Genomic DNA, 2,663 nt, shown 5'->3' on the forward strand with positions numbered 1-2,663 from the left:
AGCGTGCTGGGCGACCGTGCCATAGCGCTGCAGGGCCCCTATTGTGCGGCAAAGGGTGCGGTGAAGAACGCTACCGACGCGTTCCGGATGGAGTTTGAGGGTGAAGGGCTGCCGATTTCGGTTACGCTGATCAAGCCCGGGCCGATAGATACACCCTTCATGGAGCATGCCCGCAACGCCATGGGCACACAGGGCACTCGGAATCCGCCCCCGGCCTACCATCCTCGGGTTGCCGCACGCGCCATCCTGCACGCCTGCGAGACGCCAGTGCGCGATCTCTACGTCGGGACCGCGGGCTGGCTGACCAGCCTTGGCGGCGCGCTCGCACCCCGGCTGACCGACTATGCCATGGAGGTGCTCGCCAAGCCGACGCAGACGAGTGAGGACCCCGGGCGGGCGGAGCGGCGCGACAACCTGTACGAGCCGAAGGAGGATCTCTCCGAACGTAGCAGCCTCGCCGGACCGGCCCCACGTGGCAGGAGCCTGCTGCTGGACACGCAGATGAATCCCGGCAAGGCGGCGGCGCTGGTGGCCGGGCTCATGGCGGCGGCGCTGGGTGCGGTCCTGGCTGGCGCAGCGACCAACACCTCTCGCCTCCGGTACCACCGCCGCAGGTAACAGCTGCCAGAAGAGTGCTCCCTGGCGCGCGTCCCCTGGCGGCGTCTTTTGGCCGATGGCGGTTAGGTGCTTGGCGACATGCCGCGGCTATGGGTGGGGGCGAGGTCGGCCAGGTGGTCGGCTACGGTCTCTGCGTAGCCGGTAGGGCCCCGCCGGCACCGCGGTAGGCACACAGCGTCCCGCGTGGAAGGGGCTGCCGGGCATAGGCTTCGGCCGGCTAGGCGATCGCGGGTGTGGAGGAGGCTTGGGATCGCCGGTTCGGTTATCTCCCGGATGACAGCAACTTCGGGGACGCAGGCGAGGGAATAGGGCAGGCCGGTGGTACACGCGAGAAGGGAGGTTTATCGCATGTGATGCAGCGCTGGGATGGATGGCTCTGCCGTCCCTATCAGACCTTTGCCGGTTCCTTCTGTTGCACGCTCGAAGGCTGAGATTGGCCGGGAGCAGTTCGGCCGCTTCAAAGCCTGGTAAGGCAGAAGCGGATCGTCCGCCAAAGCAGCGAGCGCTCTCCAGCCTTGCTGGTTTGAAACTGCTCTAGTCGAGCTTCAGGCCTGCGTCACGGATAGCAGGACCCCAACGCCTGTGCTCCTCGAGAATGAGGCGTCGGAACTCCTCGGAGCTGGCTGGAGCCGTGACAAAGCTCAAAGCCCGCAACCGCTCCCGCAACTCGGCGGCGGCAAGCACCGCTGAGATCTCTCTGTTCAGCCGGGCCACGAGCGCGGGCGGAATGCCGGCAGGAGCGACGAGGCCAATCCACGCCTCGCACGTCGCTTCCGGCAGCCCGGCTTCGGCCACGGTCGGCACGCCGGGCAACTCCGGCTCCCTTGCTCGTCCTGTGACGACCAACGCCTTGAGCATTCCTGCTCGCGCCTGCTGCGAGACGATGGTCGGCCCGTCCAGGAACAGGGGCACGTCCCCGCGCAGCACCGCCCTCAAGCCGTCGGGTCCAGATGTGAAGGGTACGAAGCTGACCTTGATGCCCGCAGCCCGCACCAGCATCAGCGCCGCGATGTGCGGCGGGGAGCCGTTCGCGGGGGCTCCCAGGAAGACGGAGCCAGGGTTGGCGCGAGCCATCACGACGAGCCCGGCGAGTGTGTCTGCGGCGAACCCGGGATGCGCGGCCAGGGTGAAGGCAGCGCTCGCCAGGGGAATGATCGGCTCGAAGTCGCGCAGCGGGTCGTAGGGCAGCCGGCTAAACAGGTAGCTGTTGAAGACGGCTTGCGACATTGTCGCCAGCGCCAGCGTGTGCCCGTCCGGCTCGCTGCCAACCAGCGCCTGCATGGCGACAATGCCAGCGGCGCCGGGTCGGTTCTCGACCAGGACTGGTTGGCCGAGCCCGGGCGCGAGCCGCTCAGCGACGACACGGGCCAGCGTGTCAGGCACACTGCCGGCCGCCCCGCCCACTAGGAGGCGGATGGGCCGCATCGGAAATGGTGCCTGCGCGCCGGCAAACCCGGCCACTGCAGATACCGCCGGCAGCGCGAGGCCGCCCACCAGGATGCTACGTCGACGGAGGCTCGTCATGGGCTTGCTCCTTCCCTAGCTGAACCGCTCCGCCGCTCCAGGACAGCCGGTGGCGGACGTCGGTGCAGAGGTTGGTGTTCTGAGCGACTGCGATGCGCCACGCCCCGTCGCCCTCACGCGCGGCGATCCAGGTGAAGATGCCCTCGCGCGGCGCGCGCGGCGTCCCATCCGGGTCGCAGTCACCCTCGATCACCCACTCTAGTGCACTGACTCAAACGGAAGGTGCAGGAAGCCTGGCCAGCGTGCCGAGGATGGTGTCGGCAGGCCTGGTCCAGGCGAATGGCTTGGCCTTCTTGTTGTGGTCGCGGATGTAATGGGTGATGGCGTCCTGCAGGTCGGGGACTGACTGAAAGACGCCGCGGCGGATGCGCCTGCGTGTGATGGCCGAGAAGAAGCCCTCGACGGCGTTGATCCAGGACGCCGATGTCGGCGTGAAGTGGAAGACCCAGCGCGGATGATCAGCCAACCACTGCCGGACCTTTGGGTGCTTGTGGGTGGCGTAGTTGTCAAGGATGGCGTGG

Annotated in this window: 4 protein-coding genes; 1 reads left to right on the top strand and 3 read right to left on the bottom strand. The window is 67.7% G+C overall.

Going from position 1 to position 2,663, the window contains the following annotated elements:
* Nucleotides 1–618: SDR family NAD(P)-dependent oxidoreductase (locus tag EP26_RS37105; RefSeq protein WP_211259629.1), on the top strand; the 618-nt coding region annotated here is incomplete at its 5' end.
* Between the two features lie 534 nt (nt 619–1,152).
* On the opposite strand, the gene EP26_RS30415 is transcribed toward EP26_RS37105, so the two are convergent.
* The 3 genes from EP26_RS30415 to EP26_RS30425 form a co-directional block, all read right to left on the bottom strand.
* A complete protein-coding gene (locus tag EP26_RS30415) occupies nt 1,153–2,112 on the bottom strand; it encodes a Bug family tripartite tricarboxylate transporter substrate binding protein (protein ID WP_169747559.1) in 960 nt (319 codons plus the stop codon).
* A gap of 7 nt (nt 2,113–2,119) precedes the next feature.
* Complete coding sequence (locus EP26_RS30420; protein WP_043345143.1) at nt 2,120–2,335, bottom strand: hypothetical protein; 216 nt, start codon at nt 2,333–2,335, stop codon at nt 2,120–2,122.
* A gap of 18 nt (nt 2,336–2,353) precedes the next feature.
* Nucleotides 2,354–2,663 (bottom strand): IS630 family transposase (locus EP26_RS30425; protein ID WP_043345144.1); only part of this gene is annotated, 310 nt, incomplete at its 5' end.

The sequence above is a fragment of the Belnapia moabensis DSM 16746 genome (genome assembly GCF_000745835.1).
Lineage (GTDB): Bacteria > Pseudomonadota > Alphaproteobacteria > Acetobacterales > Acetobacteraceae > Belnapia > Belnapia moabensis.